Source organism: Synechococcus sp. BA-124 BA4 (genome assembly GCF_034931165.1).
This window is the reverse complement of record NZ_JAYGIA010000048.1, coordinates 1-14,576: the sequence shown is the minus strand read 5'-3', so window position 1 is coordinate 14,576 and position 14,576 is coordinate 1. Positions and strand designations below refer to the sequence as shown.

Annotated in this window: 12 protein-coding genes and 1 pseudogene; 8 read left to right on the top strand and 5 right to left on the bottom strand. The window is 67.8% G+C overall.

What is annotated here, in order from left to right; genetic code table 11:
* Positions 1-361: nucleotide-binding domain containing protein (locus VB734_RS05945; protein WP_323243118.1), on the top strand; the 361-nt coding region annotated here is incomplete at its 5' end.
* Here the strand turns inward: VB734_RS05945 and VB734_RS05940 are convergent.
* The 3 genes from VB734_RS05940 to VB734_RS05930 all read right to left on the bottom strand — a co-directional run bounded on the left by VB734_RS05940 (position 343) and on the right by VB734_RS05930 (position 4,198).
* Complete coding sequence (locus VB734_RS05940; protein ID WP_323243117.1) at positions 343-1,716, bottom strand: (Fe-S)-binding protein; 1,374 nt, start codon at positions 1,714-1,716, stop codon at positions 343-345. The two genes, VB734_RS05945 and VB734_RS05940, sit on opposite strands and share 19 nt — an antisense overlap.
* 46 nt (positions 1,717-1,762) lie before the next feature.
* Complete coding sequence (locus VB734_RS05935) at positions 1,763-2,662, bottom strand: ATP-grasp fold amidoligase family protein (RefSeq protein WP_323243116.1); 900 nt, start codon at positions 2,660-2,662, stop codon at positions 1,763-1,765.
* A 105-nt stretch (positions 2,663-2,767) separates the two neighbouring features.
* On the bottom strand, positions 2,768-4,198 hold the full coding sequence (locus VB734_RS05930; protein ID WP_323243115.1) for an NADP-dependent isocitrate dehydrogenase: 1,431 nt from the start codon (positions 4,196-4,198) through the stop codon (positions 2,768-2,770).
* Positions 4,199-4,268: 70 nt separating this feature from the next.
* Between VB734_RS05930 and VB734_RS05925 the strand changes: the two genes are divergently transcribed.
* The 6 genes from VB734_RS05925 (at position 4,269) to VB734_RS05900 (ending at position 11,894) form a co-directional block, all read left to right on the top strand.
* The gene (locus tag VB734_RS05925) at positions 4,269-4,721 is read left to right on the top strand and encodes a hypothetical protein (protein ID WP_094584348.1); all 453 of its coding nucleotides are present in this window, start codon (positions 4,269-4,271) and stop codon (positions 4,719-4,721) included.
* A gap of 76 nt (positions 4,722-4,797) precedes the next feature.
* Entirely contained in the window at positions 4,798-5,511 is a 714-nt protein-coding gene (locus VB734_RS05920) for a heme oxygenase (biliverdin-producing) (RefSeq protein WP_323243114.1), read from the top strand.
* 41 nt (positions 5,512-5,552) lie between these two features.
* Positions 5,553-6,587: a glycosyltransferase gene (locus VB734_RS05915; RefSeq protein ID WP_323243113.1), complete on the top strand. Its 1,035-nt coding sequence runs from the start codon at positions 5,553-5,555 to the stop codon at positions 6,585-6,587.
* Positions 6,588-6,683: 96 nt separating this feature from the next.
* Positions 6,684-8,486, top strand: a complete 1,803-nt coding sequence (locus VB734_RS05910) for an ABC transporter ATP-binding protein (RefSeq protein ID WP_323243112.1) — start codon at positions 6,684-6,686, stop codon at positions 8,484-8,486.
* A gap of 154 nt (positions 8,487-8,640) precedes the next feature.
* Positions 8,641-11,034, top strand: a complete 2,394-nt coding sequence (locus VB734_RS05905; protein WP_323243111.1) for a UvrD-helicase domain-containing protein — start codon at positions 8,641-8,643, stop codon at positions 11,032-11,034.
* Complete coding sequence (locus VB734_RS05900; protein WP_323243110.1) at positions 11,031-11,894, top strand: glycosyltransferase family 2 protein; 864 nt, start codon at positions 11,031-11,033, stop codon at positions 11,892-11,894. Before VB734_RS05905 ends, VB734_RS05900 begins: the two co-directional genes overlap by 4 nt.
* Here the strand turns inward: VB734_RS05900 and VB734_RS05895 are convergent.
* On the bottom strand, positions 11,878-12,837 hold the full coding sequence (locus VB734_RS05895; RefSeq protein ID WP_323243109.1) for a glycosyltransferase family 2 protein: 960 nt from the start codon (positions 12,835-12,837) through the stop codon (positions 11,878-11,880). The two genes, VB734_RS05900 and VB734_RS05895, sit on opposite strands and share 17 nt — an antisense overlap.
* 36 nt (positions 12,838-12,873) lie before the next feature.
* Positions 12,874-14,163 (bottom strand): hypothetical protein, encoded by a 1,290-nt coding sequence (locus tag VB734_RS05890; protein ID WP_323243108.1) that lies wholly within the window; start codon positions 14,161-14,163, stop codon positions 12,874-12,876.
* Between the two features lie 178 nt (positions 14,164-14,341).
* Here VB734_RS05890 and VB734_RS05885 point away from each other — a divergent pair.
* Positions 14,342-14,524: pseudogene (locus VB734_RS05885) on the top strand (CCA tRNA nucleotidyltransferase); the annotation flags it as partial.
* Between the last annotated feature and the right edge of the window lie 52 nt (positions 14,525-14,576).

Genomic DNA, 14,576 nt, shown 5'->3' with positions numbered 1-14,576 from the left:
GCTCTACACCAGCCGCGGTGAGGCCCGCTGCCGCCATGCCGCTGAGCGCCGGGAGCTGGGCCTGGTCCTGGCGGGGCTGATGGCACGGCTGGCGGCCGGCCTGGCCCCGGGCCTGGGCTACCTGATCAGCAAGGGGGGCATCACCACCCACACCCTGCTGGCCGATGGGCTGGCCCTGGATCACGTGGAGCTCCAGGGCCAGCTGCTGCCGGGCCTGTCCCTGGTGCTGGCCGCCACCGAGCCAGTCCCAGGGGGCCATCCGGGGCCCCTGCCCGTGCTCACCTTTCCCGGCAATCTCGGCGACGGGGACACTCTGTGGGAGGCCTGGCGGTGGATGGAGGCTCAGGCCGGACCGGCGTAGCTGCGATCCAGCAGTTCGATCGGATGGACCACCGGCAATGGCCTCGGCTGCGCCTCCATGGCCTGGCGGATCTGCAGCGTGCAGCCCACGTTGGCGCTCACCGCCAGCTGGGCTCCGGTGCCGGCGAGATCGGCGGCCTTGATCTGGCCCAGTTCGGCGGCCTCCTCCGGCTGAACGAGGTTGTAGATGCCGGCGCTGCCGCAGCAGACGCCGGCTTCGGTGGCTTCGCGGATCCGCACGTGGGGGATCCGGCCCAGCAGGCGCCGGGGCTGGGCCGCCAGACCCTGGCCGTGCAGCTGGTGACAGGCATCGTGATAGGCCAGCTGCACGGGGCGCTCGGCGCTGGCGGGGGTGCCGTCGTCGTGGGTCAGGGGCTGCAGGGCCGCCTGAAAGCTGTCGCTGAGCCCGACTCCGTCGAGGAATTCCTGGATGTCGGCCACCGTGCCCAGCAGGGGATGGGGCGTGCCGAGGATCTCCCCGTAGGACTTCATGGTGTGGCCGCAGCCCGAGGCGGCCACCAGCACGGCATCAAGGGGTTCGGGCCCCGCCGGCCGTCCCGGGCCGATCACCGCCTCGAAGCTGGCCACCAGGGCCGACGCCAGCTCCCGGGTCTGCTCCAGTTCCCCCTGGTGGTGGGTCATGGCGCCGCAGCAGCCCTGGTCGGGGGGGATCACCACCTCGATGCCGTTGGCGGCCAGCACCCGGATGGCGGCGGCATTGACCCCCGGCTCGAACACCCGCTGGACGCAGCCGAGCACCAGCCCGACCCGGTGGCGGCGGGGCCCCACGGCCGGCACCAGCACCGGCCAGTCGTCCCGGAAGGACTGCGCCGGCAGGGGCGGCAGCAGGGTCTCCATCGCCGCGATCTGCGGCCCGAACAGGCGGGTCAGGCCGCTGCGGCGCGCCAGGGCCTGCAGGGGCGTGCCGGCGTAGGCCCGCAGGGGGGCCAGCAGGGCCCGCAGCCGCCCGGGGTAGGGGAGCAGGGCGAACAGCAGGCGCCGGAAGGCGCGCTGGCCGGGGTTGCGCAGCTCGGGTGCGTTCAGCTGCGGCCGCATCGTCTCGATCAGCTCGTCGTAGCGCACCCCCGCGGGACAGGCGGTGACGCAGGCGAAACAGCCCAGGCAGGTGTCGAAATGCTTCGCCACCGTGGCATCCAGCGCCAGCTCCCCCGCAGCGATCGCCTTGAGGGCATGGATGCGCCCCCGGGGCGAGTCCATCTCGGTCCCCAGCACCCGGTAGCTGGCGCAGGTGGGCAGGCAGAAACCGCAGTGGACGCAGGGGTCGGCGGCGATGAAGCCGGCGCCGGGCGACCCGGCAGCCGGGGACCCGCTGGCCGCGATGGACGGAAGGCTCATGCGGGCCATTCTGATCGCTCGTGCGGGCCCCCACGCCAGCGCCCGTTCAATCCCAGAAGGCACCGAACCAGGCATCCCACTGCCGCGGCATCCGCAGCCAGATCCCCGCCCCCGGGTAGGGCGTCAGTTCCCCCACCAGCACACCCCTGTCGCTGAGGAAGCCGTCCACCCGCAGAAAGCTCGTCGCCGCGGAGAGTTCCCCCGCCAGGGCGAGGAACTCCTCCAGCGGCTGACGATCGGTGCCGGCGAGCGCTGGCCAGTGGTCGTGCTGGGGCCGCACCAGCGGCAGCGGCCGGAGGCCCTGATCGAGAAACAGCTCCTTGGTGCGGGGCAGATGCCCCTGGCTGCTTCGGTGGGGGACAAGGGCGGATTCCGGCACGAAAAGCCTCAGCCCCTGGACGCGACCGCGGAAGGAGTACGCGCTCATCTCCATGCATTGCCCACCGGCGAAGCTGAGAAACTCCTCGGCCATCAGCCGCGGTGGCACCCCCCTGTAGCCCCATTCCTGGAAGGTGTCGGCGTAGTCGACGCCCAACCAGCTGCGGGCCTGCTCCAGCACCGCCGCGTCGAGGGGATGGCTGGGGGCGGCCACCAGCTGAAACCAGCCGCACCCGTGGCTGGCCTTGAGCATCCAGCGCTCCGGCAGCGGCAGGGCCAGCAAGGCCTCAACGCTGTCGGTGACCCCCAGCGTTTGCGGGGTGCGTCCCGCTCCGATGCGGGCCGCGATCCATTCCTTGGCGGCGATCTTGTCGCAGAACGTGTGCAGCAGGGGGTCGCGATCCGTCAGCATCCGATGCAGGATCCGCTCGCTCAGCAGCCGGGGGCTGCGCAGATCGGGCGCGGCACCATTCACCTGCCGGTAGGAGGTGGCCAGCTGCACCCGCTTTGGCAGCAGCCTGATCAGCTGTCGAGCCGCCTTGGACCGCCAGCTCCTCGCAGACAGCATCCCCGGAATGATGGTTCGGGGGGACCCTAAGGGGCTTGTCGTGGTTTTGCAGGCGATCCCCGACCGTCTTCACGGGGGTGGCTCACCCCCTGGCTTCCGTTGGCTTCAGCCCCCGAAGTGGCGCACCACGGCCTCGGCGAATCCCGAGCAGCTGACGGCCTCGGAGCGCGGTTCCATCAGCCGGGCCAGGTCGTAGGTGACCTCCTTGTTGGCGATCGCGGCGCTGATCCCCTGGGTGATCAGGTCAGCCGCCTCCTGCCAGCCCATGTACTCCAGCATCATCACGCCGGAGAGAATCACCGATCCGGGGTTGATCCGGTCGAGGCCGGCGTGCTTGGGAGCGGTGCCGTGGGTGGCCTCGAAGATCGCCGCGTTGTCGCCGATGTTGGCCCCGGGCGCCATGCCCAGGCCCCCCACCACTGCCGCCGCCGCGTCGGAGATGTAGTCGCCGTTGAGGTTGAGGGTGCAGAGCACCGAGTACTCCTGGGGCCGGGTCTGGATCTGCTGGAAGATGCTGTCGGCGATCCGGTCGTCGACCATCACCATCGACTTCCATTGGCCGCCGCCGTGGCTGGCGCCGATGGCGTCGAGCACGGTCTTCACCTCCGCGTCGACGGCCGCCTTCTTCTCGGGGGTGAGGCTGTCGTAGCCCGGTTCGATCAGGCGGGCGTTGTCCTCGATGCTCAGGCCGGGCTTTTCCTCCAGGTTGCCCAGGATCCAGCTCTCCCGCTCGGTGACGCACTGGTCACGGAATTCGGTGGTGGCCAGCTCGTAGCCCCAGTCGCGGAAGGCCCCCTCGGTGAACTTCATGATGTTGCCCTTGTGCACCAGGGTCACGTGGCGCTTGGCGCCCTCCAGGCCCAGGGCATGGCGGATGGCCTTGCGCACGTGGCGCTGGGTGCCCGCCTTGCTCACCGGCTTGATGCCGATGCCGGCGCCCTCGGGGATGCGGCGCTTGCCCAGCTTGCCGTTGGCGGGGATCACGGTGTCGTTGAGGTGGGCGATCAGCTCGAGGCAGACCGGATCGCTGGCCTCCCACTCGATCCCCATGTAGATGTCTTCGGTGTTTTCCCGGTAGACCACCACATCCAGGTCCTGGGGCCGCTTGTGGGGGCTGGGGGTGCCGTCGTAGTAACGGCAGGGCCGGACGCAGCAGTAGAGGTCGAAGATCTGGCGCAGGGCCACGTTCAGCGAGCGGATGCCGCCGCCGATCGGGGTGGTGAGGGGGCCCTTGATGGCCACCCCGTACTGCTCGATCGCCGTCAGGGTGTCCTGGGGCAGGTACTGGTAGGTGCCGTAGAGCTCGCAGGCTTCGTCGCCGGCGTACACCTTGAACCACTCGATGCGGCGCTCACCGCCGTAGGCCTTGGCCACGGCCGCGTCCAGCACCCGCTGGGTGGCGGGCCAGATGTCCACGCCGGTGCCGTCGCCGCGGATGAAGGGAATGATCGGGTCGTTGGGAACGATCGGCTGGCCGCCCTCGAATCGGATCGCCGTGCCGCTGGACGGGACGGTGAGCTTCTCGTATGTGGCCATTGAGTCGGCACGGAACACGCCGATGAGCCTAGGTTTCGGACACATTGGCTTTCTGCTCAGGGGAAACGGCATGAATGCGGCCGACCAGGCCCGATCGGTGGAACTGGCCGCCGCGATCGCCGCGGTGGTGGGTCACTTCCGCCTGCATTTCCCCGCCGCCCGGGCCAACCTCACCCCCTGGCGCGACGATCCCCTCACCCGGGCCTTCGATGAGCGGGAGACGCTGGATCTCTCCTTCCACTTCCCCGGCTGGAGCCCCCGCCTGCAGTGCCGCTCGCTGCTGGTCCAGCTGCGCCTGGAGCGGGCGCCGGTCGGATCCGGCGAACGGCCCCGGCTGCTGGGCGTGCTGATCCGCGGGCTCACCTACGAATCGGAGCGCTGGCGCCTGGCCACGGTGGGGGACTGGCAGCCCTCGGGGTCCCATCTCCCCGCCGAGGAGGTGGTCGGCGTGCTGCAGCAGGTGTGCCGGGAGCTGTTCGATCTCTTCGGCGATGTGTCGGCCGGGGGCACCCGGGCCGCGTAATCCTTCGCAACCTTGCCGCGTCGTCCCGTAGGCCCCACCTACGTTTGTACGTCTGCCCGCGCAGCTCCCCGATCCCATGCCCGTCGCCCTTGCTTCCCAACTCCGTGAGGGAACGAAGAAAGCCCACACCATGGCCGAGAACACCGGCTTCGTGAGCTGTTTCCTCAAGGGGGTCGTCGACAAGGCCAGCTATCGCACCCTGGTGGCCGACCTGTGGTTCGTCTACAGCGCCATGGAGGAGGAGATCGGCAAGCTGGCCGACCATCCGGTGGTCGGTCCGATCGCCTCCCCCGAGCTCAACCGCCGCGAATCGCTCGAGGCCGATCTCACCTTCTATTTCGGTGGCGACTGGCGCCAGCAGATCCGCGCCACCCCCGGCGCCCAGGAGTATGTGGCCCGCCTGCACCAGGTGGCCCGGGAGTGCCCCGAGCTGCTGGTCGGCCACCACTACACCCGCTACATCGGCGACCTCTCCGGGGGCCAGATCCTCAAGAACATCGCCCAGAAGGCGATGAGCCTGGGTGAGCACGATGGCCTGCGCTTCTATGAATTCGACGCCATCGACGACGAGAAGGCCTTCAAGGCCAACTACCGCGCCACCCTCGACAGCCTGCCCATCGACCAGGCCATGGCCGACCGGATCGTGGGCGAGGCCAACGAGGCCTTCCACTGCAACATGAAGATGTTCCAGGAGCTGGAAGGCAATCTGGTGGCGGCGATCGGCAAGGTGCTGTTCGGCTTCCTCACCCGCCGCACTCGCGCCGGCAGCACGGAAGCGGTCCCCGCTTAGGTTTGCCAGGCCAGCGGCGGCCGCCGCCCCTTCCCTGACGCGTGCGTCCGATCCGTTTCCTGCTCCCCGGCACCACCGGCCGCTTCCGCGGCGGCGGCCTGCTGGTGGAACTGCAGACCGCACGGCTGACGTCCCAGCTGACCCCCACCGAGGTGGTCACCTACCGGAAGCGGGAGCCCGACCACCCGTTCCTGGATGATCTGCTGGCCCGGGAGCGGGCGCCCGGGGAGGCCCTCTGGATCGTCAGCTGGGGGTTCGACGTGCCCCGCCTGCTGCGGCGACTGCGGGGCAGACCCCTGGCGTACCACGCCCACAGCAGCGGTTATGGGTTTTCGCTGCCCCCCGGGGTGCCGCTGTTGGCGGTGAGCCGCAACACCCTCGGCTACTGGGGCGACCGGGCCCCCCGCAACCCCCTGTTCCTGGTGCCGAACGCGCTCCAGCCCCAGTGGCTGGAGCGGGGCAACCGGGCGGCTCCCGTGGGCTGCGGGCGCCCCATCGACGTCCTGGTGCAGCAGCGCAAGTGCAGTGACTACGTCCTGGGGCAGCTGGTGCCGGCCCTGCGCCGGCGCGGGTTGCGGGTGGAGGTCCAGAGCGGCTGGGTGGACGATCTGGTGGATCTGTTCAACAGTGCGGCCGTCGTCCTCTACGACTCCGCCGACTACTGGCGCGGCCGGGGGGTGAGCGAGGGTTTCGGCCTGCCGCCCCTGGAGGCGATGGCCTGCGGCTGTGTGGTGTTCAGCAGCCTCAACCACGCCCTGGCCGACAGCCTCGATCCGGGGGTGGTGGGCCACCAGATCGGCTGTGGCAGCCTGGAGCACGATCTGGAGAGGATCCAGGCGGCGGTGGCCGACCCGCTGGCCTGGCTGCCGCCGCCGGCCCGGCTCGCCAGCCTGCTGGAGGCCAGCAGCGAGCCGGTGCTGCAGGAGCGCTGGCATTCGGCCCTGGAGGCCATCGACGCCCACTGGACCCTCCTGCTGCGGGAGGGGGCGTCGCCGTTGCGCTCGCCCCCCGTGATGGCCGTGCGGATCGACCAGTGGCGGCGCCGGTTTTCGGCCATGTGGCGATCACTGAACTGACTGGCTGGCGTGGCGGCGGCCCTTCTGGCCGCACGGGTACGATTCCCGCAAAAGTCTGACCAGATGTTTCGCAAAAGCCAAACCTTCAAGAGTTTGGTGCGACTTCTGGCCCAATTGCCGCGTCGCCGCAAGCAGGCGCTGATGCGGCTGATCCCGCTGGCGATCCTCGCCGGTGTGGCCGATCTGGTGGTGGTGGCCCTGGTGGCCCGGCTGTTCACCGTCGTGGTCGGCGGTGAGAACCGCCCCTCCATCCCCTGGGAAGGCCTGGTTCCGGAAGATCCACGCGTCAAGGTGGTGGTCCTGGTGGTGGCCTTCGTTGCGGCCGCCTGGTTTTCCTCGCTCTCCAAGCTGCTGTTGCGGGCCTTCCAGCTGCGACTCAAGGCGTCGATCTGGCGTGATCTTTCCGACATGGCGCAGCGAAAGTTGATCGCCCAGCCCTATGTCTATTTTCTCGGAGAGTCAAATTCGGATATCTCCGCCAAGGTGCTGATCAATGTGTCGCGCGTCGCCGACATTGTTGTGCTGCCTCTGCTGCAGCTGGCCAGTGGCGTGTTCGTGATCGCCCTGCTCTCCGCCGGCATGCTGATCGTCGGTAAATTGCTGGCTGTTGGGCTGATTCTGGGGCTGCTGGCCGGTTATCTGTTGATCTCCACAGCCATCACCCCTTTCCTGCGCTTTGCCGCCCGGCAGCGGATCCTGCTGGAGGTCCGCACCAATTCGATTCTTTCCGAATCGATGCGCACGATTCTCGATGTGCAGCTCACGGGTTCGGAGCCCTACTTCGAGCGCCACTACCAGCAGGCGGGGCGCGACACGATTCCGTTCATGTGGAAGGCCGATGTCCTCCCGGAGACACCGCGAGCGCTGATCGAACCGCTCGGCATCACCATGATCTTCGCGGCCGGAATGCTCCCCCTGCTCTCTAACCCCGATCCCGGGGCGTTGCTGAAGATCATTCCGTTCCTGGCCACGGTAGCGGTCACCTCCCTCAAGCTCACACCGCCGCTGCAGGACAGCTTCCGGGCCATTACCTCCCTGAGGGCGGGCCTTCCTGACCTTGAGGAGACCCTCAAACTGATTGAATTGCCCGAGACCCGGCTCACCATTCGCTCCGAAGGCGTGCCTTCTCCTGATGGGGTCATGCCCAAGCGTGTCATCCGGCTCAAGAACGTCAGCTACCGCTATCCGGGGACTGATGTGAATGTGCTCCATGACATCTCCATGTCGATCCCGGTGGGCTCCCGCGTGGCCTTTGTCGGTGCCACTGGCAGCGGCAAGACCACCACCGCCAACCAGTTGCTCTGCCTGCTGCGGCCCAGCAGCGGCACCCTGCAGTTGGACGGCATTGATGTGGATGATGCCGATGTGCCCGCTTGGCAGGCCAACTGCGCCTATGTGCCGCAGTCGATCAATCTTCTCAACGGCAACATCATCGAGAACATCGCCTTCGCCGAGGAGGTCGACGCGGTGGATCAGATGCGGGTCTGGGAGGCTCTCCAGGCCGCCCAACTCGCCGACATCGTCGCCGAGCTTCCCCTTGGTCTGTTCACCCCGATCGGCGACAACGGCATCCGCCTGTCGGGTGGACAGCGCCAACGGCTGGCGCTGGCGCGTGCGTTCTATCGCGATGCCAAGTTCCTGGTGCTCGATGAGGCCACCAGCGCCCTCGACAACCGCACTGAATCCGAGGTGATGGATGCCATTGAAGTGATCGGACGCCGCTGTACCTTGGTGGTGATCGCCCACCGACTCTCCACAGTCATGCGGTCGGATTGCATCTTCGAATTCGAGAGAGGACATATCAAAGCCTATGGAAGCTTCGAGCAACTGCGTCAGCGCTCTGATTCTTTCGACGACCTTGCCTCCTTTGAGCGCCGCCTGTTTAGTCCTCTTGGTTGATGTCGAAGAGCTAGCGACCCCGTTTGTTGGCTATGGATTGCGGAAACAGAACCGCGGCTTTTCGTTTATCTGATCGACCCGTATCTGTTCCGATCGGCGCGCCTATCGGAAGGGGGCTGCTAGGGTCCGATTTCAACCTTCCACGCCGGGGCCTGTGAGTTTTCTGGCCGGTCTGAACGAGGCCCAGCGGCGGGCGGTCGATCACCACACCGGCCCGCTGCTGGTGGTGGCCGGGGCCGGCAGCGGCAAGACCCGGGCCCTGACCCACCGCATCGCCCACCTGATCGGGCACCACGGCGTCGATCCAGCCCAGGTGCTGGCGGTCACCTTCACCAACAAGGCCGCCCGCGAGATGAAGGAGCGCCTGGAGGTGCTGCTGGCCCAGCGGCTGGCCCAGAGCCAGTTCGGCCAGCCCTGGAGCACCCTGCCGGCCCGGGAGCAGAAGCAGCTGCGCAGCCGCATCTACCGGGAGGTGATCAAGGACCTCTGGATCGGCACCTTCCACGCCCTGTTCGCCCGGCTGCTCCGCTTCGACATCGACAAGTTCCGGGACCCCGAGGGACTCACCTGGACGCGCCAGTTCTCCATCTACGACGAGAGCGACGCCCAGAGCCTGGTCAAGGAGATCGTCACCCAGGAAATGCAGCTCGACCCCAAGCGTTTCGAGCCGAAGAAGGTGCGCTGGGCGATCAGCAGCGCCAAGAACCAGGGCTGGCTGCCGGAGCGGCTCGAGGAGGAGCACCCCGGCCCCCGCGGCAAGCACGAGGCCGAGGCCTACCGCCGCTACCGGCGCGCCCTGGCCGCCAACAACGCCCTTGATTTCGACGACCTGCTGCTGATGCCGGTGCAGCTGCTGCAGCAGAACGAGCAGATCCGCCACTACTGGCACCGCCGCTTCCGCCACGTGCTGGTGGACGAATACCAGGACACGAACCGCACCCAGTACGACCTGATCAAGCTGCTGGTGGCCAACGGCCATCCCCCCGAAACCTTCAGTAACTGGGACGGGCGCTCGGTGTTCGTGGTGGGCGACGCCGACCAGAGCATCTACAGCTTCCGGGCCGCCGATTTCACGATCCTGATGGGGTTCCAGCAGGAGTTCGGCGACGGCTCCCTCGACGCCGACACCGGCACGATGGTGAAGCTGGAGGAGAACTACCGCTCCACGGCCACGATCCTGGAGGCGGCCAACGCCCTGATCGCCAACAACAGCGAGCGCATCGACAAGGTGCTGCGCCCCACCCGCGGGGAGGGGGAGCCCATCAGCCTCACCCGCTGCGACGACGAGATCGCTGAGGCCGAGGCGGTGGTGCACCGGATGCGGATGCTGGAGGCGGCCCACCCCGAGCTGCGCTGGGGCGACATGGCCGTGCTGTACCGCACCAACGCCCAGTCCCGCGCCATGGAGGAGTCGCTGGTGCGCTGGGGCCTCCCCTACATCGTGGTGGGGGGCCTGCGGTTCTACGACCGGCGCGAGATCAAGGATGTGCTCGCCTACCTGCGCCTGCTGGTCAATCCGGCCGACACCGTCAGCCTGCTGCGGGTGCTGAACGTGCCCCGGCGGGGCATCGGCAAGACCACCATCGAGCGCCTCACCGATGCGGCCAACCAGCTGGGGCTGCCCCTGTGGGAGGTGGTCAGCGATCCGGAGGCGGTGCGCTCCCTCGCCGGCCGATCCGCCCGGGGGGTGCTGCAGTTCCAGGAACTGATCGCCGACCTGAGCCGCCGTCTGCAGGACGCTCCCCCCTCCGAGCTGGTGCAGCGGGTGATGGAGCAGAGCGGCTACCTGGCCGAGCTGCTGGCCGAGGCCACCGATGAATCGGAGGAGCGGCGCCGCAACCTGCAGGAGCTGGTCAACGCGGCCCTGCAATACCAGGAGGAGAACGAGGAGGGCTCCCTGGAGGGTTTTCTGGCCTCCGCCGCCCTGGCCAGCGATGCCGACAGCAAGGACACCGAAGCCGACCGGATCACGCTGATGACCCTGCACGCCAGCAAGGGGCTGGAGTTTCCGGTGGTCTTTCTGGTGGGGCTCGAGCAGGGCCTGTTCCCCAGCTACCGGTCCCTGGAGGACCCCGCCGCCCTCGAGGAGGAGCGCCGCCTCTGCTACGTGGGCATCACCCGCGCCAAGGAACGGCTGTTCCTCTCCCACGCCAGCGAGCGACGGCTCTGGGGAGGGATGCGGGAGCCGGCGGTGCCGTCGGTGTTCCTCTCCGAGCTGCCCGAGGCCCTGCTCCAGGGCGACATCCCCCGCAGCGGCGGTGCGGCCCTGCGGCGGGAGCAGCGGCTGGAGCGGCTCACCCGAGTGGATCGGGACGACAGCCAGCGGGTCGCCGCCGGCGGGGCGGCCGGTGTTCCTGCCAATGCGGTGCGCCGCCGTGGCGCCCCCCGCACCTGGGCCGTGGGGGATCGGGTGCGGCACAGCAGCTTCGGCGAGGGCCAGGTCACCCACCTGTTCGGCAGCGGGGAGAAGACCTCCATCGCCGTGAAGTTCGAAGGCATGGGGCCGAAGATCCTCGACCCGCGTCTGGCCCCGATCGAACCGGCATGACCCCGCCGCTGGTCACCGCCGTGGTGCCCACCCGTAACCGCCGCGAGACCACCCTGCGCTTCCTGGACGCCATGGCCAGCCAGACCCACGGCGCCCTGCGGGTGGTGGTGGTCGATGCCAACTCCAGCGACGGCACCGTGGCGGCGATCCACCGGCAGCATCCCCAGGTGACGGTGGTGGCCGCCGACGACCGGGATTTCTGGGCCGGTGCCACCAACCGGGGCGTCCGCCGGGCCCTGGCGTTCGGCACCGACTACGTGCTCACCATCAACGATGACGCCGTCGTCCCCGTCGATTACGTGGCGCGGATGGTGGCCCTGGCCCAGCGCCACGGCTGCAGCATCCTCGGCAGCCGCATCGACCTGCTGGCCGAACCGGGGCGGATCTGGGCCCTGGGCACCCGCACCGACTGGGGCACGGACCGCTTCCTGCGCCTCTCCCACCACGATGACCTGGCCAGCCAGCTGGATCCGGCGCTGGCGGCCGCCGAGGTGCTCCCTGCCGAGGCGATGCCGGGCAACGGGGTGCTGATCCGCCAGGAGGTCTTCCGCCGCGTCGGCCTCTACGACGCCCGCTGGCTGCCCCACTACCACGCCGATTCCGAGTGGGTGATGCGGGCGGTCCGCCAGGGCATCGACGCCTGCGTGACCCCGGGGGTCGTGGTCCTCAACGACTTCGGCGACGAGCAGAAACGCCTGCCCTTGGCCAGCCTGAGAGGGCTGGTGTTCACCTTCTTCCATCCCAAGTCCCACCTTTACCTGCCGGCGGTGGTCGCCATCCTCTGGCGTCACTGTCCTCCTGCCCAGCGCTGGCCCACCCTGCGGGCCCTGGCGGGCCGTTTCCTCAGGATGAGACGGTGAAGGACGTGCGTGGATGGGGCGGCTCCGGCCGGCCCAGGAACCACCGCCAGCACCAGCGCAGGTAATCCCCCAGGCCCCACCAGCGGCCCCGGGCCCGCTCCGGATCGGAGAGACAGAAGCTCAGGGGGCGGAGGGCGTAATAGAGCAGGTTCAGCAGCAGGGCCAGGGGAGTGGCGTGGCGATGCAGGAAATAGAGCTTGCTGAAGGTGGCGTGCTGGTACTTGGCCCGGGGGGCCCGCCGGGTGATGGCCGACACCTGGTGCTCCACCAGCACGGCCTGGGTGACCCGCAGGCGGTAGCCCAGCCGATGGTGGCGCTCGCAGATGTCGGCGTCCTCGTAGTCGAGGAAGTAGCGGGGGTCGAACTGGGGACAGTCCCGCAGCCCCCTCAGCCGGAAGATCATGCTGCAGCCCGAGATCCAGCGGGTCGGCCAGGTGCGGACCGGGAGGGGGCGGCAATCGTCACTGGGAAAGCGATGGCCCAGCTGGCCGGTCCAGCGGTTGAAGCTGCCGTGGCTGAACCAGACATCCCCCTGGGGGTCCCGGATCCGGGTGCCGAGCATGGCGATCTGATCGTCGTCCCGCAGGCACTGCCTCACGTAGGCGATCGCCCCCCGATCGAGTCGGGCGTCGGGGTTGATCAGCCAGGCCACCGCCTGCCTGTCGCTCTGCCACACGTGGCGGAGCCCCAGATTGCAGCCGCTGCCGAAGCCGAGGTTGGCACCCGCCTCGATCAGGGTCACCGGCAGGGGCGGTCTCTTGGTGTCGATCCACTGGCGCAGGCTCTGGTCTGCAGGGGAATTGTTGACGACGATGAACCGCAGGGATGCCGGGTCTTCGGCGCTGGCGCCGATCGCCTCAATCAGGCCGCGGATGAAATCCCCACAGTGATAGTTCACCGTGATGAAGTGAATGGGAAGACTGGCTGTGGATGGGCTGTCCATCAACGGAGCAGCGCGACGTTGTGCTCGCAGTGGCGATCACTCATAGGTGGAGGGGTACACAAAGGTTCCCGTGATCCCTTTGATCGCCGCTTCCCGCAGGCGGTTGTTGTAGCTGAGCGGCACTCCACGCCGATACATGAGATCCCGGAACTCTTCGACATACGGTTCTACATCTCCGCTCAGGAGAGATTGCTTCACCACCTCCCTGAACAGGCTGATCGCCTGGGCCATGGTGTAGCTGCCTGCGGTGCAGAGATCATGCTTCACGAAGGGACAGTGCAGGTAGAAGGGGTAGAGGAAGGCGGCAATGTGGCTGGGATTGCCATTCTCGATGAGATCGGCGATGCTGTAGAGCTGTGCGCCAGACAGTTTTTCATGCTGATCACTCTGCAGCATCAGCTGCTGCAGGGAGTAGCCGATCTTGCGCCGCTGGGACGTGCGGGCCGGCGATGGCATCAACCGGAAAACCTCCTCGGCAGGCACCCCGCCTTCGCTCCTGAAATGGCGTTCAAGGGCCTCCTGGAGCTTGTCACTGGTATAGAGGGTGTCAACGGCGCCAAACCGTCGGTAAACGTCCTGGGATAGGGCGATCTCTCCATTGTAGATACAATGCCCCCGGTGGGAGAGTGGCGTGTAGTTCTTCCAGAATTCCAGAAAGGTCCTGGAACGGAAGATGTCGGGCTTGAGAACCTGGAAATAGGATTGGTAGTGGGTCTGGATCTGGTGGCTGATGTGGCTGAACAGGGCCTGCTTCTGCGAGCTTGCAAAGGCGTTCAGGGCAGCAATGAGTGCCTGGGCATTGCGGCCCGGAATGAACTGCATCGAGTCATTGGCGATGCACAGCATCTGGCAGCGATCAAGATGCCCTTCGTGATGGAGCAGCAGAACCCCATCCCGGAAGCCGCCGAAGTCCCTGCCGATGTTGTGGTGGTCATAGGCTCGCCAGCAGAGGGACCCTAGGGCGGCGGCCGCGTCCGGATCGGTGCGCTCGTTGTTGATGTAGACCACCGCGAAGCCCGCCGCCTTGAGGGCTTCGATGTAGGCCCGGTTGGAGAGGGTCAGGCGTCTGGAATAGGCAATGAAGAGGGCGATGCGCTCGGGGGTGTCCAGGCCGGCCCCGGACGGTCCGTCGGCGAGGCTGTTGCCGGCGCCCGAATCCAGGCAGATCGGCAGGAAACGTCGCTCCGGGGGACAGCGAAGGCCATGGGGGCCCAGCCAGTAATCAATCAGCGCCTGGAGATAGTCCGCGAGGATGAAGATCTTGATCTTGATCTTCTTCCACAGCCCCAGGGGAGCTTTGAGGACCTTCTTGAAGCTGTCAGTCATTCCGTGCGACCCTGGCGACCTGGGTCTGATTCCACGGCCACCGGCTCGGGCAGGGGGCGTCCGTCATGGAATGTCAGAGCAAATACGTCACGATGATTCCTGTATCGCCAGCAGGCACGATGGCGATCGCCCGACTGTACCCTGCGCCTTCTGGACAACGCTCCATGGGCCAGCCTTGATGATGGTCTCGGCGATCGATCCCGGGGATCTCTCCCTGCCGCCGCGTCTGCTGGCCGCCTTCCATCGCTCGGCGGACTGCGCCGTGCTGGCTGTCGTGGGCGGCGCCGTGCGGGATCTGCTGCTGCACCGGGTGCACCGCGATCCCCTCCGGGGCCTGCCGGACCTTGACCTGGTGGTGGAGCTGGCCCCGGGGGGCTGCGGCTGACCTGTCCGTCCTGCGGGATGGAACATTA